Origin of the sequence: Rathayibacter sp. VKM Ac-2926 (assembly GCF_022815565.1) — a bacterium.
GTDB lineage: Bacteria > Actinomycetota > Actinomycetes > Actinomycetales > Microbacteriaceae > Rathayibacter > Rathayibacter festucae.
In genome coordinates, this window is the sequence record NZ_JALGRS010000006.1 from 176,613 (window position 1) to 198,243 (window position 21,631).

The window sequence follows — 21,631 nt, forward strand, 5'->3', positions numbered from 1 at the left end:
AAGGGCGCGGGGCCAGCAGCCCCGCGCCCTTCCGTCGTCCCGTGCGTCAGCTCGCGGCGAGCGCGATCTCGTTCGGCGTGACCTCCAGCTCGGCGCTGGACAGCACCTTCCCGGTGGTCAGGTCGAGGGCGTGGACGCTCTTCGCGGCCGGGTCGGTGACGTAGGCGATGTCACCGGCGACCGTGATGGCGGGGTGCGGGTCCTGCCACTCGACGGGGCTCTCCCAGGCGTCCACGACGGGGTACGAGTCGGTGATCTCCCCGGTCTCCGGCTCGATCACGTGGACCGCTCCGTCGGAGCCGATCAGGTAGGCGAGGTCGCCCGGGCCGCGCGCGACGCCGCGGAAGGTGTACTCGACGCCCTCGGGCAGGTCGACGACGTCGAGGGTCTTCGCCTCGGTGTCGATCAGCGCGAGGCGGTGCAGGAGGTAGCCCTCGGCGTCCTGGTCGTCCTTGTAGTCGCCGACGACGATCGGGCTGGTCTCGCTGACCCAGGCGTTGCCCATCCGGCCGTACGGCTGGTCGGGCGCCTCGAGCTTGGTGATCTCGCCGCCGTCGTAGACGAGGGCGCCGTTCTCGCAGCCGAAGACCACGACCTCGTTCTCGGCCGTGCCCTCGCCGTGCACGCCGGGGCACTGGTCGTTCGTGGCGACCACGGCGCCGGACGCGTCGCGCACCTCGATGCCGGTGCGGCCGTCGGCGGTGCCGACCGTGGTGAGGAAGGTGCCGTCCTCGAGGACGATCGACACCCCGTGGTGCGCCTGGACGCCCGGGATGGTCTCGACCTCGGGAACGCCCTCGGCGTCGGCCAGGTCCGCGGTCTCGATGACCGTCGTGTCGCTGGTGCCGTCGGCGTAGAGGATCGTCTTGCCGCCGTGGCGGACGACGTGGCCGGGGGTGTCGGCGGCGAAGACGACGTCGGTGAGCTCGGGCTCGCCGTCGGTGCCGGCGGCGGTGTCGAGGAGCTGGAAGCCCTCGCTCATGGTGACCATGACGTGCCGGCCGTCGCCCGCCGGGTTCAGGCGGGTGAACTCCTCGGAGTCCAGGTCGGCCACGGTCTCGAGAGTCTCGCCGTCGAGGACGAGGATGCCGCCCTCGTAGGCGACGGCGAGCCGGGTGCCGGCCGCGTCAGGTGCGGCGACGGCGGTCGGATCGGCCGCGGGGGCGCTGCTCGAGGAGCAGGCCGCGAGGGTCGCGATCGTGCCGAGGGCGAGGAGGCCGAGGCCGGCTCGGCGGAGGGGCGCTCGCCGGAGCGGCGCTCGGCGGAAGGGGCTGGTTCGCATGGGGATGTGGTTCTCCTGGTGCTGGTCGTGGGCGCTCACGGTGAGAGCCCGGTGGCGATGCGCTGCGTGTTCACGCGCATCATGCTGAGGTAGTCGGGGGCGCCGCCCTCGGGCCCCGTGAGGGACTCCGTGAACAGCTCGACCACCTCGACGCGGATGTCGGCCTCGCTCGCGAGCGCCTGGACCAGGCGGTCGGGAGACGAGGACTCCGCGAAGATCGTGGGGACGCCGGTCTCCTCGACCGCCTCGACGAGGTCGGCGAGGTCGGAGGCGGACGGCGCCGCGAGGGTGGTGCCGCCGGGGATCACCGCGCCGACGACGTCGAAGTCGAAGCGGTCGGCGAGGTAGCCGAAGACGTGGTGGTTGGTGACGAGGGCGCGGCGCTCCTCCGGGATCGCAGCGAAGGCGGCCGTCATCTCGGCGTCGAGCGCCTCGAGCTCGGCGCGGTACTCGGCGGCGCTGCGCTCGAGGGCCTCGGGGTCCGCGCGGTCGAGGTCGGCCAGCACCGGCGCGAGCGCGTCGACGACCGCGATCATGCGGGCCGGGTCGGTCCAGAAGTGCGAGTCCGGGCTGCCCTCGGCGTCGCCCTCGGAGTAGTCGAGCACGTCGATCGCGTCGCCGGCGACGAAGGCCGGCACGTCCTCGGCGGCCGCGGCGTCGAGGTGCTGCTGCAGCCCCTCCTCCAGGCCCAGGCCGTTGGAGACGACCAGGTCGGCCGAGCGGAGTCGCGCCGCCTCCTGCGCGGAGATCTCGAAGGAGTGCGGGTCGGCGTTCGGCTTCATCAGCGTCACGACCTCCGCCTCCTCGCCGACGAGGCGCTCGACGACGTCGCCGAGGATGTTGGTCGAGACGATCACCAGCGGGCGGTCGTCGGCGCCGGCCGAGCAGCCGGTGAGCGCGAGCAAAGCGACGGCGGCCACGGCGAGGGGTGCGCGGCGTCGGGTGCGTCCCATGGTCAGCGTCCCGTCTCGGCGGTGAACGCCGGCTCGGTCGCCGTGTCGAAGCTGCGCGCGAGGCGGGCGTCGTCGGCGTAGTCGATCTCGTGCAGGCGCCGCTCGGCGGGGGCGCTGAGGTAGGCGCGCTGCTGGTCGGCGACGAGCGTCGGGGCGAGGCCCGCGGCGAGCGACTCGGCCGCGAGGGGCTCGGTCTGCGCGAGCACCGCGCCGTCCGCGCCGTCGAGCACGAGCACGCGGCCGTCCTGCGCGAGCGCGAGCACGTGGTCGTCCTCGTCGTCGACGGCGGTCACCTGCGCCAGCGGCGCGGGCGCGGGGAGCAGCGACCAGGAGCGGGCGCGGGTGTCGAGCAGCCAGATCCCGTCGCCGCCGGCGAGCGCGGCGACGGTCGGCCGGCCCTCGCGGTTCGCGAAGCCCGTCGCGGCGGGCGCGGTCGTGCCCTCGGGGTAGGGGATCCGCTCGACGACGAGCTCCTCGCCGTCGACGGTGGCGAGCAGCGCGCCGTCCGCGCAGCCGATCACCGCGCCGACGCGGGTGGTGATCGTCCCCGCGGGCTGCGGGCACGCCTCGACGAGGCCGGTGCGCTCGCCGTCGGCCGTGTGCCCGACGACCGACGACGACTCCCCCGCACCCTCGGTGACGAGCGCGAACGAGCCGACCGGGACGACCATCCCGGGCCCCGGCTCCCCGTCCAGGCGGAACGACTCGACGATCTCGCCCTTCGACAGCGCCTCGGTGTCGAGGAGCACCGCCTCGCCCGACTCCGGGAAGAACAGCCCGGTGCCGCCGGAGGTGGAGAGGTTCGTGGTGGCGACGACCGCCTCCCCCTCGCCCGCGACGGTGCCGAGCAGCGCCGGCTCGGCGCGGTAGTAGTGGAAGTGGTCGACGTGGTCCCAGGTCCAGACGCCGCTGTCGACGATCTCGACCCCGGCGGCGGTCTGAGCGAAGAGGTAGCGGCCGTCGGTCGTCAGCGCGGACGGGGCGCCGACCGTGCCGAGCTCGGCGACGCTCTCGTCCAGGAGGTCGAGGTGCGAGACGGCGCCGGCCGGGTCGATCCAGGTGAGGCCGAGGGCGGGCTCGGCGAGCTCCGCGGCTCCCGAGATCGCGCCGTGACCCTCGCCGGTCGCGTCGTCCACCGGCGGGGCGGCGGGGTCGGCGGAGCAGGCCGCGAGGGCGAGGGCGCCCAGGAGGAGCGCCGGGGCGGTGCGGAGGGAGCGGATGGAGCGGGAGAGCACGGGGTCCTTTCGGAGGGGGGACGAGGGTCAGGCGGGGACGGCGACCCGGCGCGGACGGCGCGACACGGTCATCGCCCGCAGCGCCCAGGACAGTCCGGAGACGGCGAGGGCGGTGGCGGCGACGGAGGCGCCCGCGGCGGTCGCCGCGTACCAGGAGACGAGCAGCCCGACGAGCACGGAGAGCACGCCGAGCACGGCGGCGAGCGCCATCCGGGTCGGGATCCGCGTCGTCCAGTGACCCGCGGCGACGGCGGGTGCGAGGAGCAGCCCGACGACCAGGAGCGAGCCGACGGCCTGGTACGAGGCGACGACCGCGAGGGTCACCAGCCCGACCAGCGCGGCCTGGGCCGAGCGCGGCCCGAGCCCGAGGACGGCGGCGATCCGCTGATCGAGCGCGAGCGCCACCAGCGACCGGTGGAACACCGCCGCCACCGCGAGCCCGACTCCGGCGGCGACGGCCAGCAGCACGAGATCGACCGGCGCGATGGCGAGGATGTCGCCGAACAGGATCGAGGTCGCGTCGGTCGCGAAGCTGCCGGAGTGGCTGATGATGATCACGCCGAGCGCGAGCATCGAGACGAAGAGCATGCCGATGCTGGTGTCGTACGACAGCCGGCCCCGGCGCTGCAGCGCGGCGATGCCGAGACTCATCGCGACGGCGCTCGCCGCCCCGCCGACCAGCACGGGCGCGCCGAGCACGGTCGCCAGCGCGACGCCGGGGAGCATCCCGTGGGCGAGCGCCTCGCCGAGGAACGCCATGCCGCGGATCACGACCCAGGTCCCGACGACGCCGCACAGGACGGCGACGAGGGCGCCGCCGGCGAGGGCGCGCTGGAGGAAGTCGAGCGCGAACGGCTCGAGGATCCCGGAGAGGAGGGCAGGCATGGTGCCCGACCGTAACGGATAATGAGAACGATTATCAAACTGGTACGCTCGGGGCCGTGTCCAGCAGTCAGCAGCCCTCCTCCCGCGTCAGCCTCCGCGGGGTCGGCGTCGACTTCGGCGAGCGGACCGCGCTGGACGGCGTCGATCTCGACGTGCCGCCGGGCACGCTCACCGTCGTCGCGGGGCCGAACGGCGCGGGCAAGTCGACGCTGCTCGAGGTGATCGCCGGCACCCGGCAGCCCTCCCGGGGAGTGCGCACGGTGTCGTCCGCGGTCGCCTTCGTCCCGCAGCGCACCGCCGTCTCGGATCGCCTCCCCGTCACCGTCCGCGACGTCGTGACGGTCGGCGTCTGGGGGCGCACCGGTCGCTGGCGCCGGGTCGGCGCGGACCTGCGCGCGGTGGTCGCCGCGGCGATGGAGCGGCTCGAGATCTCCGCACTCGCGGCCGAGCCGTTCGCCGTGCTGTCCGGCGGGCAGCGGCAGCGGACGCTGCTCGCGCAGGGGCTGGCGCGCGGCGCCGACCTGCTCCTCCTGGACGAACCCACGACCGGACTCGATGCGGCGAGCGCCGAGCGCATCCGCGAGATCCTGCGCGCCGAGGCGGGGCGCGGCGTCGCCGTCGTCTGCGTCTCGCACGACCCGGCCGTGATCGCCCTCGCCGACCGCGTCGTGCAGCTGGCCGACGGTCGCCTGCGGGGCGAGGGCGCCCTCGCCCACTGAGCCGGGTTCGGGGACGGCGGGTCTCGATACACCCCTCCGGGGCTACTCGACCGACATGGAGGACGCCGCACCGGGGCTGCTCGGCCGGCAGGCCGCGCGATGCATGCACGTCTGCTTGGATGAGCAGATGACCTGGAGGTGCCGATGACCGAGGATCTCGAGCCCGCGGCCGAGCTCTTCAAGGTGCTCTCCTCCTCCTCGCGGCTGCGCCTGCTCCGCGCCCTGGCGAGCGAGCGGTCGACCGTCGGGCACCTCGCCGAGACCACCGGGCTCTCGCAGCCCCTGGTCTCGCAGCACCTGCGCACCCTCCGCGCGGCCGGCCTGGTCGCCGTCGAGCGGATCGGGCGCGAGGCGCACTACTCCGTCGCCGACACTCACGTCAGCCACATCGTCGACGACGCGGTCCGGCACGCCCTCGAGGGCTGACCGCGGCCACCGCCCTCGAGGGCGCCCCGAAGGCCTCAGCCCTGGCGCGCCTTGAACCGCGGGTTGAGCTTGTTGATGACGAAGACCCGGCCGCGGCGGCGCACCACCTGCGACCCCGGCATCGACTTCATGGACTTCAGCGAGTTGCGGACCTTCACGAGTGCTCCTTCGAGTTGATAACGATTATCGTTTAGAGTAGCTCGCCATGGACACTCCGCGCTCACTGCCCCGACCACCCGTCCTCGCCGTCACGCTGGTGAGCGCGACCGACGCCGCCGACAGCGCCCGGATCGCGCGGCAGCTGTCCGGCGGAGTCACGTCCGTCGAGAGCTTCGCCGTCGACCTCCCGGACTCGGACAGCGCGGAGTTCGCGGCGGAACTGGCCGCCGAGCTGGCCCGCCAGGCCGACGACGGCGAGAGCGGCATCACTGCGATCTCGCTCGACCCGGTCGCCGACCCGATGGAGGTCGCCCTCGTCCTCGAGCACCTCTGCGTCCGGCGGCACCCCGGCGACACCCGGATCGGCGTCCTCGACGTCGTCGCCGTCACCTCGGTCGACGAGGTGACCCGGGTGCTGCTCGGCGAGGGCGCCGAGGACCTCGGACCCCAGCAGTGGGACCGCGCCGAGCGGCTCGCGGCGCGCCTCGAGTTCGCCGGCCTGATCGTCCTGACCGACGGCGACGGCGCGGGAGCCTCGCCCGCCGTCGACCTGCTGCGAGCGCTCTCGCCCGGGGCGGAGATCCTCACCGAGCACGACCTCGACCGCTACCGGCGGCGCCGCGCCGTCCTCACGCCGCAGCGCGCGCACCGCCTCGCCTCGGACCTCGGCTGGCAGCGTGCCCTCCGCGGCGTCCCGAGCGACGCGGGGTCGGTGACCACGTTCGTCTTCCGCGACCCCCTGCCGTTCCACCCCGGCCGCCTGAACACGGCGGTCGCCACCGACTTCGTCGCGCACCGGGTCGGCCGGATCCTCCGCTCCCGCGGCCTGGTCCGCCTCGCCAGCCGGGCGGATCGGGTCGCGAGCTGGTCCATCGCCGGCGACGTCCTGAGCCTGGACCCCACGGCGATCCGCAGCTGGAGCACCGACGCGCCCGTCGGCCAGGAGATCGTCTTCCTCGGCCGCGACCTCGACGTCGACGAGCTCACCCGCGTCCTGCACGGCTGCCTGCTCACGCCGCGCGAGCTCCTCGCCGGCCCGGACCTCTGGCGCACCCTCGCCGACCCGTTCCCCCGCTGGGAGGACGAGCACCAGCACTGAGCAGCCGGAGCGCGCGCCAGGCGCGACTGGACGCGCAACGGGCTCCGCTACCGCCGCAGACCCCGGCACGCCTCCACTCGAAGGGCTGCGAGCGCGCGACCGGACGCGAACGGGGCGCTGCGACCGAGTCAGACCCCGGTCCGCGTCCACTCGAAGAGCTGCGAGCGCGCGACCGGACCCGAACGAGGCGCTGCGACCGGGTGAGGACCCGGCCCGGGTCCACTCGTGCGACTCCGCCCGCGGATCAGCCCGCGTACGCGTCGATCCGGGCCAGCAGCTCAGCCTTCGACGCCTCGGACGCCCAGGACCCCAGCACCGAGTTGCGCGCCAGCTGCACCAGCTCGTCGCGGGTGAAGCCCGCGTCGGCGAGCGCCGCGTAGTTGTCGGCGATGTAGCCGCCGAAGTAGGCCGGGTCGTCGGAGTTGACCGTCACCCGCACGCCGCGCTCGAGCAGCGCGCGCATCTCGGGCGCCTTCGAGTCGCTCGAGACGAAGGAGTTGGAGAGCGGGCAGCAGGTCAGCGCGAGACCGCGGTCCACAAGGACGTCGATCAGCTCGGGCGCCTCGACGATGTTCGTGCCGTGGTCGATCCGGTCCACGCCGATCTCCTCGAGCACCTGGCGCAGGTGCTCGACGCCGTTCGGCTGGTCGACGTCGCAGTGCATCGTCAGCTTCAGCCCGGCCTCGCGGGCCCGCGCGAAGACCTCGCGGAACTTCGCCGGCGGGTTGCCGCGCTCGTCCGAGTCCAGGCCCACGCCGATCAGCCGGTCGGCGAACGGCAGTGCGCGCTCGAGCGTCTCCGCCGCGCTCTCGGCCGACAGGTCGCGGAGGAAGCAGAGGATCAGCGCGGCGTCCACGCCCAGCTGCGCGGCGTCCTGCGCGGCGCGGTGGTAGCCGCCGATCACCGCCTCGAACGGCACCCCGCGCGAGGTGTGCGCCTGCGGATCGAAGAACGCCTCGACGCGGACCACCCCGTCCGCCGCGGCCCGGCGGAAGTAGGCCGTCGCGAGGTCGTAGAAGTCCTGCTCCTCGCGCAGCACGTCCATCGCCGGGTAGTAGACGGCGAGGAACGAGGCGAGCGAGTCGAAGTCGTAGGCGAGCGCCTCGGGCACGGGGAGGCCGTTGCGCTCGGCCAGCTGCGCGCGCAGCTCGGGCTCGAGCGTCCCCTCCAGGTGCACGTGCAGCTCGACCTTGGGCAGACCGAGGAGGAAGGAGTCGGAGGTCACGGGAGCCTTTCGTCGGTGCCGGCGGTGGTGCGGGCGGTGGGGAGCGGAGAGCGGGTTCAGGGGCGCGCCGCGATGAAGTCCAGCGCCACGAGCGGCCCCGGCAGCACCGCGCCGATCACGGTGCGGGCCGGCGGATCGACGGAGAACCGCGCTCCGTAGACCTCGGACGCGGCGGCGAAGTCGCGCTCGAAGTCGCTGAGGATCATCGTGATCCGCACCACGTCGCCGAGGCCCAGACCGAACTCCGTGGCGAGCAGCCGCTCGATGTTGTCGAGGGCCGCGGCGGTCTGCGCGGTGATCCCCTCCGGGACCGTGCCCTCCGGCACCGAGCCGTCGCCGGGCGCGAACGGCCCGATCGCCGAGCCGTAGACGACGCCGTGCGCCTCGACGGCGTGGCTGTACGCGCCACGGGGAGCGCCCAGCGCCTCCGCGGTCACGAAGCGGCGGGTCGCGGTGGCGGTCATCGCGGCAGCTCCCCCGAGACGACGCGGCCGCGCGAGACGACGGCGACGATGCTCTCGGCGCGCAGGTCGTCGATGCTCTCCCACGGGCGGCCGCGCAGCACCACGAAGTCCGCGCCGAAGCCCGGAGCGAGCCGGCCGACCTTCGCGCCGAGTCCGACGACCGCCGCGGCGTCCGAGGTCGCGGAGATCAGGGCGCGCTCGGAGCTCCAGCCGAAGGACTCGCGCATCCGCCGCACCTCGTCGAGCTGCTCGCCCCAGTCCACGTAGACGCCGTTCGCGTCGGTGCCGAGCACGAAGCGCACGCCCGCCTGGCCCGCGGCGAGGAAGCCCGCGTCGCGCACGGCGACCACGTCCTGCGCCTTGAGCGACGCCTCCGGCGACGACGGCGCACGGCCGGCCGCGATCACGTCGTTGATGAAGAGGGTCGGCGCGACGGGCAGGTTCCGCTCGACGAGCGTGGCCCAGTGCTGCGGGCCGATCGCGGTGCCGTGCTCGATCGAGTCGACGCCGAGCGCGAGCGCCCGGTCGAGGCCGACCTCCGAGTGGGTGTGCGCCGCGACGGGCATCCCGAGCGCGTGCGCCTCGTCGATGGTCGCGGCGATCTCCTCGTCGGTCTGATTCCGCCAGCCGACCTTGTCGCCCATCGAGAGCACGCCGCCGCTGGTATAGATCTTGATGCCGTCGGCGCCGGCCCGCGCCCAGGTGCGCACCAGGCGGCGGCACTCGTCGGGGCTGTCGGCGACGCGGTCGCGGTGCGGGTAGTGCGGCGGCACGAAGAGGTCGCCGTGGCCGGCGGTCATGCCGACCGCGCCGTGCGTGACGATCCGCGGGCCCTCCGCGATGCCCTGCTCGAACATCCGCGCCACGGTCATCTGCAGCTCGTCGGCGCCGAGGTCGCGCAGGGTGGTCACGCCCGCCCGCGAGGCCTTCCGCGCGTTGTTCGCGATGTGGAAGACGCGCTCCTCGCGCGGGGTGACCAGCGGCCAGGAGGCGAAGTCGGCCGTGCCCGCGCCGGAGTAGGCGCCGAGGTGCACGTGGGTGTCGACGAGGCCGGGGATGATCGAGAACTCCCCCGATCCGCGCTCGCCACTCGGGCCGTCGGCCGTCTCGACGGAGGCGATCGCGTCGCCGCTCCAGGCCAGGGTCGCCGTGCCGAGGGCGCGGGTGCCGTCCCAGACGGCGCCGGTGATGCTCGTGGTGGTGCTCATGTCCGTCCTCAGTTCTGTCCGCCGAAGCGGACGGCTGCCAGTCTCTCGCCGATCGCGACGACCGCGTAGGCGACGACTCCCAGCGCCGTGATCACCGCGAGCGACGCCCACAGCTCGTCGTAGCGGAATCCGGCGGAGGCGCGCTGCACCGCACCGCCGAGCCCCTGCCCCGTCGCCAGCCACTCGGCCAGCATCGCGCCGCTCAGCGCGGAGGGCACCGCGACCTTGGCGGCCGCGAAGATGGCCGGCACCGCCGTCGGCAGCGCCACCTTGAGCAGCACGTCCAGCGGCGAGCCGCCGTAGACCGAGACCAGCTCGAAGGACTCGCGCGAGAGCGAGCGGAGGCCGAAGCCGACCGTGACCAGCGCCGGGAAGAAGACCGCGATCGCGCCGACGGTGGCGACGGCGCCGATCCCGTTGCCGATCGCCAGGGTCACCAGCGGCGTCACCACGATCAGCGGCATCGACTTCAGCAGCATCGCGATCGGCATCACCGTCGCCTCGAGCGAGCGGATCAGCACGAACAGCACCGCGATCGCCAGGGCGACCAGCAGCCCCGCGACGTAGCCGACGAGCGCATCGACGGCCGTCACGCCGAGGTTGCCGAAGACGATCGCGCGGTTCTCCGCGGCGTCGGCCTCGATGACGAGGTACTCGGCGACGTCGGTCGGCGTCTTGCCCAGCAGCGGCGAGATGTCGGTGATCGCGAGGAAGGCGTACCAGAACGCGAGCGCGAGGACCGCGGCGACGGCGAGCGGCACGAGCTCGCCGCGGACGATGCGCAGCACCATCCGGCCGGTGAGGTCGCTCGGCCGGCGGGCGGCGCGCGACGAGGAGGACGGGGTGGAGGAGGAGGTGCGGGTGGCGGTGCTCATACGACGCCTCCCGTGCCGCGGGCGACCTCGACGCGGGCGCGGCGGCGGTTGGCGCGCGGCCGGCCGACGACCAGCGGCATCAGCCAGCGGCCGAGCGCCGCGATCAGCGCGTAGCCGATGATCGTGACCAGTCCGCTGGTGACGGCGAAGGCCCAGGCCCGCTCGACGTCCATCTGGCGCTGCGCGACCGCGAGGGCGACGCCGAGGCCGGTGGTCACTCCGCCGAGGTACTCGCCGAGCACGGCGCCGAGGATGGCCGCCGGCACGCCGACCTGCAGCGCGGTGATCGTCGCGGGCACGGCCGCGATGGCCTGCACCTTGACGATCTTCGCCCAGCGTCCGCCGCGGTAGGCCGAGACGAGGTCGAGCGCGGTGCGCGGGGCCGAGCGGACGCCGAGCAGCGCGCCGATCAGCGTGGTGAAGAAGACGAGCAGCGCCGCGAGGAAGATCGAGGTGGTGCGGCCGCCGAAGATCACCAGGATCACCGGGCCGACCGCGGTCAGCGGCAGGCAGTGGCTGATCACGCCGATCTGCTCGATCACGCGGTGGGTCCACGGGAGCAGCAGCGCGACGGCGGCCAGCGCCAGGGCCGCGAGATTGCCCCAGAGGTAGCCCTGGCCTGCGGCGAGCACGGTGTCGCCGACGTTGCGGAGGTAGAAGAGCGGCCCGTCGCGGACGAACGCGGCGATGATCGCGCCGGGGCTCGGCACGGCACGGCTCTCGCGGTAGACGGTGTCGGCGAGGATCCACCAGACCGCCACGAAGACGGCGAGGCCGGCGAAGACGCGCCAGTTGGTGCGGATCCAGGGCGTCACGCCTCGTCCTCCATCGCGACGCCGTGTTGCGAGAAGAGGATGTCGGTGATGCGGTCCTCGATCGCGTGGAACTCGGGGCTGCGCAGCATCTCGACGGTGCGCGGGCGCGGCAGGTCGATGTCGATCACCTCGACGATCCGGCCGGGCCGCGGCGACATCACGGCGACCGTGTCCGAGAGCAGGATCGCCTCGGCGATGCCGTGGGTGACCATCAGCGTGGTCGCGGGGCGCGCGGTCCAGATCCGCTGCAGCTCCAGGTTGAGCCGCTGCCGGGTCATGTCGTCCAGGGCGCCGAACGGCTCGTCGAGCAGCAGCAGATCGGGCTGGACGACGAGCGCGCGGGCGATCGAGGCGCGCTGGCGCATGCCGCCGGAGAGCTGCGAGGGGTAGGCGTCCTCGAACCCGGTCAGCCCGACGAGGTCGAGCAGGTCCGGGATGCTGTCGCGCTTCGCCGCCTGCCGGGTCAGCTCCAGTGGCAGCCGGACGTTCGAGCGGACCGAGCGCCAGGGCAGGAGGGCCGAGTCCTGGAAGGCGATGCCGAGCTCGGCCGAGCGCTTGGTGCCGAGCACGGGCGTCCCGTGGATCGAGACGGAGCCGGTGGTCGGCTTCTCCAGCCCGGCCAGCATCCGCAGGATCGTCGACTTGCCGCAGCCGGAGGGGCCGAGCAGCGAGAGGAAGGAGCCGCGCGGAGTGACGAGGTCGACCTCGGCGAGGGCCTGCACCGAGCGGCTGCCCAGGTCGAAGCGCTTGCTCAGGCCCGACAGGCGGATGCCCTCGTCCTGGATGGTGGTCGCTTGCTCGGTCAACTGCTCGTCCTCTCCGCGCGGTCCGTGGTGGTCGTGGCCGGGACCGTCTCAGGGCCCGGCCGGGTCGAGGGTCAGCCCTCGAGCAGCTCCGGGTGCTCCTCGTAGACCTCGTCGATCAGCGTGGTGTCGAAGAGCTCGTCGGCGTCGAGCTCGATGCCGGTGAGGGCGAGCGAGGCGACCGACTCGTCCTGCAGCTGCGGCGTGATGGTGAGCAGGCCGTTCGCGTCGGTGTCGGGGGTGCTGATCAGCTCGGTCTGGGTGACCATGACCTGCGCCTGCTCCTCGACCTTGTAGTTCTGGTCGGCGGCGTAGTCGGCGACGACGGTCGCGGCGGTCGCGTCCGGGTCGGCGACGGCGTCCTGCCAGCCGCGGGCGACCGCGTAGAGCAAAGCCTTGACCTTCTCGCGGTCGTCGTCGATGCTCTCCTGCGCCACGACGATGGTCTCGCCGACCATCGGCAGGCCGGTGTCCGCGAGCAGGAACTGCTGCGCCGAGAAGCCGCGCTGGTTGAGCGTGTTCGCGCCGGCGGTCGCGTAGCCGATGTAGCCGTCGACCTGGCCGGTGGTGAGCAGAGTGGAGTCGGTGAGCGGCACGCGGGTGACGTCGTCCTCGTCGATCTCGTTCGCGGCGAGGAAGGCGCGCCAGACGAGGTCGTTGCTGTCGCTGACGCCGATGGTCTTGCCGACCATGTCCTCGGGGGTCTCGATCGGGGCGTCGGTCAGCGAGACGATCGCGAAGGGGTTCTTCTGGTAGGTCGCGCCGACGATCTTCATCTCGGCGCCCTCCGAGATCGCGGGGCCGGTGATCAGCGGCGAGGAGACGCCGGCGAAGGCGGAGCCGCTCGCGATGGCGGTCTCGGCGCCGGTCGCGCCGGTGCCGCCGGGGGTGAGGGTGACGGAGTCGAAGCCGGCGTCGGCGAAGTAGCCGTTCGCGTCGGCGAGGTACTCGCCCGCGAACTCGACGTGGGGGACCCAGGAGAGCTGCATCGTGGCCTCGCCGAACGAGCCGGCGTCACCGGACTCGGCGGCGTCGGAGCCGTTGGAGCAGGCGGCGAGCGTGGTGCCGGCCACGACAGCGACGGCGAGGACGCCGAGCACGGAGCGGAGGCGGGACCGGGACGGGGCGGTGCGGGGCATGCGGGCTCCAAGGGGCGTCGAGGGCTGGGGGGGGGTGGGGTGGACCCGATGGGGCGGACCCGGGGGAAGGCACGCGCCGAGGGGGCGGCGCTGACCCAGTCGACCGCAGCCGGGCACTCCACCGCGTCGTCGCACGGAGGATTTCCGCGCCGCGACGGCCCCGACTCCCCGATGCACGGACAAACCGTGTTGCAGTCAGGTTTCCAGCCTCGCATCCCGGCCGCCTCCTCCACGCATCGCGGAGTCTTCGACGCCGTTCACCGGCTTATCCTCCACTTCCTGCGGAGGGTCCTCGAGAGGAGAGCCGCACTCTCTCTCATGCTGATCGAGTAGCCCGCGAAGCGGGCGTATCGAGATCCCCCAGCTCCAGACGAGCAGCCTGCAGACCACCCCGCTGACGACGCCGGGTCTCGATACGCCCCTCCGGGGCTCCTCGACCAGCAGGGGGTGCGCACAACATCAGCTGAGAGCAGGGTCCCTCCCCTGACAGCGGAGGCCACCCCTTCTCAGCTGATGTTCTGCAGCGCTCGAGCGCTCCCCACCGTTCGAGCGCCTCTCTGCTGACCGAGTAGCCCGCACAGGGCGTATCACCCTCGCTGAGACCAGCGTCCGCCGACCAGCCCTGCTGGCCACGGCGGGTCTCGATACGCCCCTGCGGGGCTACTCGACCAGCATGCAAGGGCAGCCCGGCCATGCTGATCGAGCAGCCTGCACGACGGGCAGCCCCTTCATGCTGATCGAGTGGCCCGGGGAGCGGGCATATCGAGATCCGCCGGCGCCGGACGTGGAGCCGTCAGCCGGCGGCGACGCGGCGCAGCGCCGCCAGCACGGTGCGGACCGCGGTGCGCGCCAGCGCGTCCGGGCGAGCCAGGACGTCGACGTGGCGGACGAGGCCGGCGCCCTCGAGCGGGCGGAGGACCATGCCGTCGACGGCGAGCGGTGCCGCGGTGATCCGGGGCAGGATGGCGATCGCGGCGCCGGAGCGGACGACCTGCGCGGCGACGGAGAACTCGTTGATCCGGTGCGCGACTCGCGGGGCGCGGCCGATCAGCGCGCCGAGGCGCTCGAGCACGCCCGTGAGCGGGAAGCCCTCGTGCGTGGAGACCCACTGCTCGTCGGCGAGCTGCTCGGGCCGGATGCTCGACTGCGCGGCGAGCGGATGCGCGGCCGGCAGCGCGATGTCGAGCGGCTCGACGAGGAGCGGGGTGACGACCAGCCGGGCCCGCGGCCACTCCGGATCCTGCGGCAGTCGGTGCGCGACGACGAGGTCGTGGTCGGCGGTCAGCCCGGCGAAGCGGCTCTGCGCGACGTCCGCATCGGTGAGCGCCACCCGCGGGCCGTCGGCGAGCGCCGCGAGCAGCGGGCCGAAGAAGGCGAGCCCCGCGCTGTGGAACGCCGACACCCGCACCGCGCGATCGTCGTGCCGGAGGAACGAGCCGATGGTGTCCGCCGCCTCGGCGAGCGCCTCCGCCACCCGCGTCCCCGCGACCGCGAGCGCCTCACCGGCCTCGGTGAGCACGAGCCGCCGCCCCTCCTTCACCGTCAGCGGCACCGGGACGCCCGCCTGCAGCGCGGCGAGCTGCTGCGAGACCGCGGAGGGGCTCACCCCGAGCGCGGCGGCCACGGCGGCCACGCTCCCCCGATCGCCGAGTTCGCGCAGCAGGCGGAGGCGGGCGGGATCCATGGGCGCGAGCCTAACCGGAAAGCAGCCGCTTCATCGTCGGTGAAGGAACAGCCGATCGCTCTTCCGCTTCCGGACTGCGACGCTGTCCCCATGCCCCTCCGCGCCCGCCCCGACCTCGCCGTCGACCTGCTGCTGCTCGCCGTCGCCGCCGTCTGGGGCGCGAGCTTCGTCGCCGCGAAGGACGTCGCCGCCGACATCGGCGTCCCGTCGACCGTCGCGCTGCGCTTCCTCACCGCCGCCGCCGCGCTCGCCCTGCTCTGCCTCGCCCGCCGCGAGCACCTCCCCCGCGCTCGCGGTCTCGCCGTCGCCGCCGTCCTCGGCGCCTCGCAGGCCGCGATCATCGGGCTCGAGACCTGGGGCGTCCACCTCACCTCGGCGACCAACGCGGGCCTGCTGATCAGCCTCGCGCTGGTGCTGACGCCCGCGCTCGAGGGCCTCGCCTCGCGCTCCTGGCTGCCGCGCTCCTTCTTCGTCACCGCCGTGGCGGCCGTGGTCGGGGTCGCCCTGCTCGTCTCGGACGGCGGCCTGCGCACCCCGACCTGGGGCGACGCCCTCGTGCTCGCGGCGGCCGTGGTGCGCGCCGTGCACGTCACGGCCAGCGCCCGGCTCGTCCGCGGGCGCACGGAGGGCTCGCTCGGCGTCGTCCTCGTGCAGCTGGTCGTCTGCGCCGCCGTCTTCTCGCTCCTCGCCGGGCCGGACCTGCCCGCCGCCGCCCGCGCGCTCGACGCCGGCGGCTGGGCCGGCGTCCTCTTCCTCGGGCTGCTCTGCTCGGTCTTCGCCTTCGTCGTCCAGCTCTGGGCGGTCCGGCGCACCTCGGCGGCGCGCGCCAGCATCCTGATGGGCACCGAGCCGGTCTGGGCGCTGCTCGTCGGCGTCGTCGTCGCGGGCGAGGCCATCGGCCCGCTCGGGGCGGTCGGGGCCGCGCTGATCGTCGCCGCGGGCTACGCGGGCCAGGCGATCGAGCGCCGGCACCGGCTCGGCACGAGCACGCCCGCCGACCGGACGGCAGACGCGGTCAGTGCGCCACGAGCTCCTGCAGCCCCGTGACCCGGAGCAGATCGAGCCGCGTCTGATCGGTCGAGCCGGGCGTCGCCGTGTAGATCACGATCCGCAGATCGCCGCCCGGCACGGCGAGCACATCGCAGTCGATCGTGATCGGCCCGACCGGCGTCGAGGTGACGGTCTTCCGGCTGGAGCGGTGCTCGGCGACCCGGGCCACGGCCCAGCGCCGCTCGAAGTCGGGCGACGTCGCCCGCAGCCGCGCCACCAGGTGCGCGAGCGCCGCGTCGTCCGGGTAGCGGCCCACCGCCGCGCGCAGATCCGCCGCGAGGTCGTTCGCGAAGTCCTCGGCGTGCTGGTCGTCGAACTCCGTGCCCTCGTGCCCCTGGGTGAAGTAGCGCCAGACCAGATTGCGGTCCAGGCCCGTGTGCCGCGAGGGATCGCCGTTCAGCGCCGCCCAGAGCGGGTTCCAGAGCAGGATGTCGTGCGCCGCACTGAAGACGGCGAGCGGCACGTCGCCGCAGCGGTCGACGATCCGCTGCACGCCCGGGGTGATGTGCTGCGGCACCTGCGTCGCGGTCGGCGGCGCGACCCCCGCGACCCGGTAGAGATGGTCGCGCTCCGCCTCCGTCACCCGCAGCGCGCAGGCCAGCGCGCCGAGCAGCTGCGCCGAGGGATGCACGGCCCGGCCCTGCTCGAGCCGCACGATGTAGTCGACGCTCACGCCCGCCAGCGCGGCGAGCTCCTCGCGGCGCAGGCCCGCGGTCCGGCGGCTCGGTCCGGCAGGCAGGCCCACCTCGGCGGGCGTCACGCGCTCGCGCCAGGAGCGGAGGACGTCCGCGAATTCGCTCATGCCCCCATGATCCCCCGCGGGGGCGGCGCGGTCCTGGTACTGCTGGTCCTCCCGTCGACCGGGGCCTGGGCGCCAGGAGTGCCGGGGCGGAGCATGGAGCCATGACAACGACACTGATCACCGGGGCCAACAAGAGCCTCGGCCTCGAGACCGCCCGCCGCCTGATCGAGGCCGGCCACACCGTCTACGCCGGCATGCGCGACCCCGCGAACGGCGACGCCGCCCGGGCGCTCGGCGCCCAGGTCGTCCAGCTCGACGTGACCGACCAGGCGAGCGTCGACGCGGCCCTCGCCTCGCTCCCCGCCCTCGACGTCCTGGTCAACAACGCCGGGATCCTCGGCACCTCCTTCGGCGTCGACGACCTCTCGGCGGAGGCGATGGCGAGCGTCCTCGAGACGAACGTCGTCGGCATCGTCCGCGTGACCCAGGCCGCACTGCCGCTGCTGCGCCGCTCGGCCGCGCCCGTCGTCGTCAACGTCTCCTCCGGAGTCGGCTGGCCGCGCGCCCTGGTCACGCCCGGCCGCGACGAGTTCGGCGTGCCCGCGATCCCCTACGCCGCCTCGAAGGCCGCGGTGATCACCCTGACCGTGCAGTACGCGAAGAACCTGCCCGAGTTCCGGATCAACGCGAGCGACCCCGGCTACACCGCGACCGACTTCAACGGCCACGGCGGGCACCAGACCGTCACCGAGGGCACCGACGCGACCGTCGCGCTCGCCCTGCTCGGCCCGAACGGCCCGACCGGCGAGTTCCACGACCGCCACGGACGCATCGAGTACTGAGCGCCGCTGCACGCTCGCTGGACGCTCGCCACCGAGGGCTCGCCGTGGATTCGTTGCACCTGGCAACAAACCGGCGGCGAGCCCGGCAGAATGGGGACATGACGCAACGGAGCAACTGGGCGGGCACCTACGAGTACCGCGCCGCCGACATCCTCGAGCCGGAGTCGATCGACGAGGTGCAGAACCTCGTCCGCGGGAACGAGCGGGTCCGCGCGCTCGGCACCCGCCACTCCTTCAACGCCCTCCCCGACACCCCGGGGGCACTGCTGCACCTCGGCCGCATCGCCCCCGACCCGGTGATCGACGCCGACGCGAGCACCGTCACCGTCGGCGGCGCCACCCGCTACGGCATCGTCGCCTCGCACCTGCACAGCAACGGCTACGCCCTGCACAACATGGGCTCGCTCCCGCACATCTCGGTGGCCGGCGCGATCTCGACCGGCACCCACGGCTCGGGCGACCGCAACGCCAACCTCTCCTCCGCCGTCTCGGCGCTCGAGCTGGTCACGGCCGACGGCTCGCTGCGCACGATCCGCCGCGGCGAGCCCGGCTTCGAGGGCGTCGTCGTCGGCCTCGGCGCCTTCGGCGTCGTCACCCGGGTGACCCTCGACATCCAGCCGACCTTCGACGTCCGCCAGGACGCCTTCGTCGACCTGCCCTGGGACCGCGTGCTCGACGACTTCGACGCGATCACCTCCTCCGCCTACAGCGTGAGCCTGATGACGCACTGGTCGAGCCCCACGGTCGAGCAGCTCTGGCTGAAGACCAAGGTCGAGCAGGGCTCGGTCGCCGACGTCGACGCGACGCACCTCGGCGCGGTCGCCGCCTCCGCCTCGCTGTTCGCCGTCTCGGAGGGCGTCGACTCGAACCTCAACCCGTTCGGCGGCTCCGTCGGCCCCTGGTCGGAGCGCCTGCCGCACTTCCGCCTCGACCGCGAGCCGAGCGCCGGCGACGAGATCCAGAGCGAGTACATGGTGCCGCGCGAGAACATCCGCGAGGCCCTCGTCGCCCTGCGCGCGATCGGCGAGCGGATCGACGAGGTCCTGCTGATCACCGAGCTGCGCACCATGGCCGGCGACGACCAGTGGCTCTCCCCCGCCTCCGGTCGCGACAGCGTCGGCATCCACTTCACCTTCAAGAAGGACCGCGCCGGCGTCGATGCCGTGCTGCCCGCCGTCGAGGGCGCGCTGCTCCCGCTCGGCGCCCGCCCGCACTGGGGCAAGCACTTCCTGGCGACCGCCGCCGACATCGCCCCGCTCTACCCGCACCTCGACGAGTGGCGCACCCTCCGCTCCGCCTGGGACCCCACCGACCGCTTCGCCAGCGCCTTCGTCCAGGACCGCCTCCTCGCCTGACCCCCCTCTCCCCCTCTTTCGCGAGATGCCACTTATGAGCGCGACACGCCGTGAAAGGCGTGCACAAGTGGCATCTCGCGGAAGGGGACGGCGGGGGTAGCGTCGGAGCGACGAGAGGGAGGCAGCATGCCCGCGAAAGAGGAGATCCCGTCGACGATCGAGCGGTCGGACGAGCACGCGCAGAAGCTGTGGTCGGCCGCGCACGACTCGGCCGTCGACAGCTACGGCGAGGGTGAGCGCGCGCACCGCACCGCCTTCGCCGCGCTGAAGCACGAGTACGAGAAGGTCGGCGACCACTGGGAGCGCAAGGCCGAGAGCGGCCCCTCCGACGACCGCGCCGCCCAGCGCGGCCCCGACGGCGACGGCGACACGGCCGGCGGAGTCGACGCGAACGCCACCAAGGCGCACCTGCTGGACCTCGCGAAGCGCCTCGACGTCTCCGGCCGCTCGCGCATGACGAAAGCCGAGCTCGTCGACGCCCTGCAGCGCGCGAACGCGAAGCAGACTCGCCGCGCCCGCGACTGACCCGCGCACCGCACCGGCCGACACCCCGCCACTCTCCGAAAGTTGTCGTACTCGGCGCTCGAGTACGACAACTTCTGAGGAGTCCGAGGACGTCGTCGTCTTCGGCGCCTAGTGCGACGACGTTCGAGGACCGGGCCGGCGGCTAGGAGATGCCGAGCTCGTGGCTGAGGACGAGCGCCGCGGCGCCCTGCAGGACGAGCTCGCCCGGGTCGGTGCGGGACTCCATCCGCAGCTCGCGGGTGACGGCCGGCAGGGTGCGGCGGGCTATGGTCGCGCGCGCCTCCTCGAGCAGGGCCCCCTCGACGAAGCGCTCCGGACCGGCGAGGACGACCGCGTCGATCCCGAGCACGGCGACGATCGGCGCCAGCGCGATCCCGAGCGACCGGCCGGCCCGGCGCAGCAGCCGCTCCTGCTCCGGAGCCGAGGCCGCCGCGAGCCGGGGGCCGAGGTGCGCGACGGACACCGCGGACTCGAGGCAGCCCCGCCGCCCGCACGAGCACTGCTCGCCGTCCTCGTCGATGACGACGTGGCCGATCTCGCCGCCGGTGAACTGATCGCCCTCGACGAGGGAACCGCCGATGATCAGGCCGGCCCCGACGCCGTCGCCGAGCAGCACGAGCAGCAGGTTCGCGCCGCCGCCGCGGTGGAAGGTGTGCACGGCCAGGGCGGCCGTGTTGGCGTCGTTCGCGACGTGCACGGGCAGGCCGAACCGCTCGGCGAAGACGCTCCGCAGATCGAGGCCCCGCCAGCCGAGGTTGGGGGCCTCGCGCACGACGCCGCCGTGGTCGACGACCCCCGGTGAGCCGATCCCGATCCCGAGGACCGGCGCCTGGGATGAGGCGATCAGCTCGGCCGCGAGGCCGAGGGCGAGCTCGACCGCGTCCGCCCCGGACGCGCCGTCGCGGGCGAGCCGGCGGTGCTCCCGGATCTCGCCGCGCAGGCTGACCAGGGCTCCGGTGCACTCGGCCTCCGCCGAGAGGTCGAGGCCGACGATGCTCCGCGCCCCGTGGTCGAAGGCGATCACCAGCGCGGGCTTGCCCACCCGGGCGTCGACGCGGGGGCCGAGGTCGAGCAGCAGCCCCTCCGAGTGCAGCTCGCCGACCAGATCGGAGATCGTGACCGCGGTGAGCCCGCTGATCCGAGCGAGATCCGCCCTGCTCATCTCACCGTCGTGGAAGAGGCGCTGGAGGACGAGCGAGCGGTTGTGCCGGCGGTTGTGCGACGGCAGTGCCTTCTCGGTGACGCGCAGCTGGCCCATGGTCCTTCATCTCAGCCCGTGACCGGCTCAGCCCTTGACGGCGCCGGCCGACATCCCGGACACGAGATTACGCTGGATGATCAGGAAGAACACGACCACCGGGAGCGAGAAGAGCACGGCCCCGGCCATCTGCCCGCCGTAGTCCGTCCCCACCTGCCCGCCCGACGCGGTGCTGAAGGACGCGAGCCAGACCGGGAGCGTGTAGCTGGCCTGATCCTTCAGGAACGTGTAGGCGACGATGTAGTCGTTCCAGCCGGCGATGAAGGCGAAGACGCTGCTCGAGACGATTCCGGGCATCACCAGCGGGAAGAGGACGCGGGTGAGCAGCTGCCAGGTCGAGGCGCCGTCCAGGCGCGCCGCCTCGTCGAGCTCGACGGGGAGCGCGAGGAAGAACCCGCGCATCACCCAGATCGAGAACGGCAGCACGCCCGCCACGTAGGCGAGGGCGAGACCCGCGGAGGTCCCGATCAGGTCGACCGCGTTCAGGAGCAGGAACTGCGGCAGGAGCAGCGCCGTCGCCGGGAGCATCTGCACGACGAGGAGCAGGACCAGGATCGCCCGCCGGCCTCGGAAGCGGAACCGCGCCAGCGCCGCCGCCGCGAACAGCCCGAGCACCATCGCGAAGACGACCGCCGCGCCCACCACCACGACCGAGTTCTGCAGGTGGCGCAGGAAGTCGCCCTGGGTGAGCGCCCGGACGAAGTTGTCCAGGGTCGGCGACTCGGGGAGGAAGTGCGGGGTGGAGCTGAGCATCTCGGACTGCGGCTTGAAGGCCGTGTTGACCATCCAGTAGACGGGGAAGAGCCAGAGCAGGCAGAACAGCACCGCGATCGCCGAGCTGATCCACGGGTAGCGCCGCAGCCGGCGCCGAGTCGAGGTCGCGGTCAC

The 21,631-nt window shown here is 73.6% G+C and carries 23 protein-coding genes; 7 read left to right on the plus strand and 16 right to left on the minus strand.

The window, feature by feature from the left end; all coding sequences use genetic code 11:
- Positions 1-46: 46 nt before the first annotated feature.
- From aztD to aztB, 4 genes are read right to left on the minus strand one after another with little or no spacing between them, the layout of a single operon-like run.
- The gene (gene aztD / locus MT351_RS10330; RefSeq protein ID WP_185020434.1) at positions 47-1,282 is read right to left on the minus strand and encodes a zinc metallochaperone AztD; all 1,236 of its coding nucleotides are present in this window, start codon (positions 1,280-1,282) and stop codon (positions 47-49) included.
- Between the two features lie 35 nt (positions 1,283-1,317).
- Positions 1,318-2,235, minus strand: a complete 918-nt coding sequence (gene aztC / locus MT351_RS10335) for a zinc ABC transporter substrate-binding protein AztC (protein ID WP_243582124.1) — start codon at positions 2,233-2,235, stop codon at positions 1,318-1,320.
- Between the two features lie 2 nt (positions 2,236-2,237).
- Positions 2,238-3,470 carry an ABC transporter gene (locus MT351_RS10340; RefSeq protein WP_243582125.1) on the minus strand — a complete coding sequence of 411 codons (1,233 nt, stop codon included), beginning with the start codon at positions 3,468-3,470 and terminating at the stop codon, positions 2,238-2,240.
- A gap of 27 nt (positions 3,471-3,497) precedes the next feature.
- Entirely contained in the window at positions 3,498-4,355 is an 858-nt protein-coding gene (aztB, locus tag MT351_RS10345) for a zinc ABC transporter permease AztB (protein WP_132436751.1), read from the minus strand.
- Positions 4,356-4,411: 56 nt separating this feature from the next.
- Between aztB and aztA the strand changes: the two genes are divergently transcribed.
- Complete coding sequence (aztA, locus tag MT351_RS10350) at positions 4,412-5,074, plus strand: zinc ABC transporter ATP-binding protein AztA (RefSeq protein ID WP_243582126.1); 663 nt, start codon at positions 4,412-4,414, stop codon at positions 5,072-5,074.
- A 144-nt stretch (positions 5,075-5,218) separates the two neighbouring features.
- Complete coding sequence (locus tag MT351_RS10355) at positions 5,219-5,500, plus strand: helix-turn-helix transcriptional regulator (RefSeq protein WP_123446984.1); 282 nt, start codon at positions 5,219-5,221, stop codon at positions 5,498-5,500.
- A gap of 35 nt (positions 5,501-5,535) precedes the next feature.
- Here the strand turns inward: MT351_RS10355 and ykgO are convergent, their stop codons facing one another.
- Positions 5,536-5,658: a type B 50S ribosomal protein L36 gene (gene ykgO, locus MT351_RS10360; protein ID WP_123446985.1), complete on the minus strand. Its 123-nt coding sequence runs from the start codon at positions 5,656-5,658 to the stop codon at positions 5,536-5,538.
- Between the two features lie 47 nt (positions 5,659-5,705).
- On the opposite strand from ykgO, the gene MT351_RS10365 reads away from it, so the two are divergent.
- A complete protein-coding gene (locus MT351_RS10365) occupies positions 5,706-6,758 on the plus strand; it encodes a GTP-binding protein (RefSeq protein WP_243582127.1) in 1,053 nt (350 codons plus the stop codon).
- Between the two features lie 244 nt (positions 6,759-7,002).
- Here the strand turns inward: MT351_RS10365 and add are convergent, their stop codons facing one another.
- From add to MT351_RS10405, 8 genes are all read right to left on the minus strand, one after another.
- Positions 7,003-7,983, minus strand: coding sequence for an adenosine deaminase (gene add, locus MT351_RS10370; protein WP_243582128.1), 981 nt, complete (start codon positions 7,981-7,983; stop codon positions 7,003-7,005).
- 56 nt (positions 7,984-8,039) lie between these two features.
- The gene (locus MT351_RS10375) at positions 8,040-8,447 is read right to left on the minus strand and encodes a RidA family protein (RefSeq protein ID WP_123736420.1); all 408 of its coding nucleotides are present in this window, start codon (positions 8,445-8,447) and stop codon (positions 8,040-8,042) included.
- Positions 8,444-9,655 carry an amidohydrolase family protein gene (locus MT351_RS10380; RefSeq protein ID WP_123736421.1) on the minus strand — a complete coding sequence of 404 codons (1,212 nt, stop codon included), beginning with the start codon at positions 9,653-9,655 and terminating at the stop codon, positions 8,444-8,446. The genes MT351_RS10375 and MT351_RS10380 overlap by 4 nt, the downstream gene beginning before the upstream one ends.
- Positions 9,656-9,663: 8 nt before the next feature.
- Complete coding sequence (locus MT351_RS10385) at positions 9,664-10,530, minus strand: ABC transporter permease (RefSeq protein ID WP_123736422.1); 867 nt, start codon at positions 10,528-10,530, stop codon at positions 9,664-9,666.
- Positions 10,527-11,345 carry an ABC transporter permease gene (locus tag MT351_RS10390; RefSeq protein ID WP_185020174.1) on the minus strand — a complete coding sequence of 273 codons (819 nt, stop codon included), beginning with the start codon at positions 11,343-11,345 and terminating at the stop codon, positions 10,527-10,529. The genes MT351_RS10385 and MT351_RS10390 overlap by 4 nt, the downstream gene beginning before the upstream one ends.
- Positions 11,342-12,151: an ABC transporter ATP-binding protein gene (locus MT351_RS10395; RefSeq protein WP_123446992.1), complete on the minus strand. Its 810-nt coding sequence runs from the start codon at positions 12,149-12,151 to the stop codon at positions 11,342-11,344. Before MT351_RS10395 ends, MT351_RS10390 begins: the two co-directional genes overlap by 4 nt.
- A gap of 71 nt (positions 12,152-12,222) precedes the next feature.
- A complete protein-coding gene (locus tag MT351_RS10400) occupies positions 12,223-13,287 on the minus strand; it encodes an ABC transporter substrate-binding protein (RefSeq protein ID WP_132436735.1) in 1,065 nt (354 codons plus the stop codon).
- A 793-nt stretch (positions 13,288-14,080) separates the two neighbouring features.
- Entirely contained in the window at positions 14,081-14,971 is an 891-nt protein-coding gene (locus MT351_RS10405; protein WP_243582129.1) for a LysR family transcriptional regulator, read from the minus strand.
- Between the two features lie 90 nt (positions 14,972-15,061).
- On the opposite strand from MT351_RS10405, the gene MT351_RS10410 reads away from it, so the two are divergent.
- Entirely contained in the window at positions 15,062-16,018 is a 957-nt protein-coding gene (locus tag MT351_RS10410) for a DMT family transporter (protein WP_243582130.1), read from the plus strand.
- On the opposite strand, the gene MT351_RS10415 is transcribed toward MT351_RS10410, so the two are convergent.
- Positions 15,987-16,823 (minus strand): helix-turn-helix transcriptional regulator, encoded by an 837-nt coding sequence (locus MT351_RS10415; RefSeq protein ID WP_123706385.1) that lies wholly within the window; start codon positions 16,821-16,823, stop codon positions 15,987-15,989. The genes MT351_RS10410 and MT351_RS10415 overlap by 32 nt on opposite strands.
- Positions 16,824-16,924: 101 nt before the next feature.
- On the opposite strand from MT351_RS10415, the gene MT351_RS10420 reads away from it, so the two are divergent.
- From MT351_RS10420 to MT351_RS10430, 3 genes are all read left to right on the plus strand, one after another.
- Complete coding sequence (locus MT351_RS10420; protein WP_243582131.1) at positions 16,925-17,605, plus strand: SDR family NAD(P)-dependent oxidoreductase; 681 nt, start codon at positions 16,925-16,927, stop codon at positions 17,603-17,605.
- A gap of 98 nt (positions 17,606-17,703) precedes the next feature.
- The gene (locus MT351_RS10425; protein WP_243582132.1) at positions 17,704-18,960 is read left to right on the plus strand and encodes a D-arabinono-1,4-lactone oxidase; all 1,257 of its coding nucleotides are present in this window, start codon (positions 17,704-17,706) and stop codon (positions 18,958-18,960) included.
- A 126-nt stretch (positions 18,961-19,086) separates the two neighbouring features.
- On the plus strand, positions 19,087-19,485 hold the full coding sequence (locus MT351_RS10430) for a ChaB family protein (RefSeq protein ID WP_123706382.1): 399 nt from the start codon (positions 19,087-19,089) through the stop codon (positions 19,483-19,485).
- A 142-nt stretch (positions 19,486-19,627) separates the two neighbouring features.
- Here MT351_RS10430 and MT351_RS10435 read toward each other — a convergent pair whose 3' ends face one another.
- Entirely contained in the window at positions 19,628-20,743 is a 1,116-nt protein-coding gene (locus MT351_RS10435; protein WP_243582133.1) for an ROK family transcriptional regulator, read from the minus strand.
- Between the two features lie 27 nt (positions 20,744-20,770).
- Positions 20,771-21,631, minus strand: a complete 861-nt coding sequence (locus MT351_RS10440; protein ID WP_243582134.1) for a carbohydrate ABC transporter permease — start codon at positions 21,629-21,631, stop codon at positions 20,771-20,773.

Excerpts from the sequence above, each read along its gene's own strand:
- aztD (WP_185020434.1), bottom strand. The coding sequence starts at position 1,282 with ATGCGAACCAGCCCCTTCCGCCGAGCGCCGCTCCGGCGAGCGCCCCTC.
- aztC (WP_243582124.1), bottom strand. The coding sequence starts at position 2,235 with ATGGGACGCACCCGACGCCGCGCACCCCTCGCCGTGGCCGCCGTCGCT.
- aztB (WP_132436751.1), bottom strand. The coding sequence starts at position 4,355 with ATGCCTGCCCTCCTCTCCGGGATCCTCGAGCCGTTCGCGCTCGACTTC.
- MT351_RS10355 (WP_123446984.1), top strand. The coding sequence starts at position 5,219 with ATGACCGAGGATCTCGAGCCCGCGGCCGAGCTCTTCAAGGTGCTCTCC.
- MT351_RS10365 (WP_243582127.1), top strand. The coding sequence starts at position 5,706 with ATGGACACTCCGCGCTCACTGCCCCGACCACCCGTCCTCGCCGTCACG.
- MT351_RS10375 (WP_123736420.1), bottom strand. The coding sequence starts at position 8,447 with ATGACCGCCACCGCGACCCGCCGCTTCGTGACCGCGGAGGCGCTGGGC.
- MT351_RS10380 (WP_123736421.1), bottom strand. The coding sequence starts at position 9,655 with ATGAGCACCACCACGAGCATCACCGGCGCCGTCTGGGACGGCACCCGC.
- MT351_RS10385 (WP_123736422.1), bottom strand. The coding sequence starts at position 10,530 with ATGAGCACCGCCACCCGCACCTCCTCCTCCACCCCGTCCTCCTCGTCG.
- MT351_RS10400 (WP_132436735.1), bottom strand. The coding sequence starts at position 13,287 with ATGCCCCGCACCGCCCCGTCCCGGTCCCGCCTCCGCTCCGTGCTCGGC.
- MT351_RS10405 (WP_243582129.1), bottom strand. The coding sequence starts at position 14,971 with ATGGATCCCGCCCGCCTCCGCCTGCTGCGCGAACTCGGCGATCGGGGG.
- MT351_RS10410 (WP_243582130.1), top strand. The coding sequence starts at position 15,062 with ATGCCCCTCCGCGCCCGCCCCGACCTCGCCGTCGACCTGCTGCTGCTC.
- MT351_RS10415 (WP_123706385.1), bottom strand. The coding sequence starts at position 16,823 with ATGAGCGAATTCGCGGACGTCCTCCGCTCCTGGCGCGAGCGCGTGACG.
- MT351_RS10420 (WP_243582131.1), top strand. The coding sequence starts at position 16,925 with ATGACAACGACACTGATCACCGGGGCCAACAAGAGCCTCGGCCTCGAG.
- MT351_RS10425 (WP_243582132.1), top strand. The coding sequence starts at position 17,704 with ATGACGCAACGGAGCAACTGGGCGGGCACCTACGAGTACCGCGCCGCC.
- MT351_RS10430 (WP_123706382.1), top strand. The coding sequence starts at position 19,087 with ATGCCCGCGAAAGAGGAGATCCCGTCGACGATCGAGCGGTCGGACGAG.
- MT351_RS10435 (WP_243582133.1), bottom strand. The coding sequence starts at position 20,743 with ATGGGCCAGCTGCGCGTCACCGAGAAGGCACTGCCGTCGCACAACCGC.